The following is a 483-nucleotide window of genomic DNA, read 5'->3' as shown; positions in this document are numbered from 1 at the left end:
GATATAACTAATAATAAATATACACCCGTGCAATATTTTTATTGACTTTTTAATAAATATGATGTTATATTTATTATAGCGAAAATCGTGTATATACTATTAAGAGTTTATACCGGAAAGCACTCATATTTGCCGTATGGGTGCTTTTTTGTACCCATTTTATTCATTTTTATCACCTTTATATCATAAATTCTTGTTTTTATTTAATCTTATTTTTTATGGTTTTCTAAATAATATCTTATGCATTCTCTTAAAAACACGCTTATATTATTAAATCCTAAATCTTTAGATGAATTTGTAATAGCATCCTTTTCTTTTTTAGTCATTTTAAATGATATATGATGTGCTTTTTTTACATCAGCCATCGTCAGCACTCCTTTTCTTTATTAAAATTAAATGGATCATTGCGATTCCTTTTAGATATGATTAGTTTTTTTAATTACTAGATGAGAATTGAAATTGTATTAATTGGTATAATTATAT

General features: G+C 23.6%; 1 protein-coding gene. It reads right to left on the bottom strand.

Going from position 1 to position 483, the window contains the following annotated elements; translation table 11 throughout:
* Window positions 1-209: 209 nt before the first annotated feature.
* Window positions 210-365, bottom strand: coding sequence for a ribbon-helix-helix domain-containing protein (locus GBZ86_RS17625; protein ID WP_170272328.1), 156 nt, complete (start codon window positions 363-365; stop codon window positions 210-212).
* Window positions 366-483 lie beyond the last annotated feature (118 nt).

Origin of the sequence: Clostridium tarantellae, assembly GCF_009295725.1 — a bacterium.
Classification (GTDB): Bacteria; Bacillota; Clostridia; order Clostridiales; family Clostridiaceae; genus Sarcina; species Sarcina tarantellae.
The sequence above is the reverse complement of the archived record's forward strand: the minus strand, read 5'-3'. Positions and strand labels throughout refer to the sequence as shown.

Excerpts from the sequence above, each read along its gene's own strand:
- GBZ86_RS17625 (WP_170272328.1), bottom strand. The coding sequence starts at position 365 with ATGGCTGATGTAAAAAAAGCACATCATATATCATTTAAAATGACTAAA.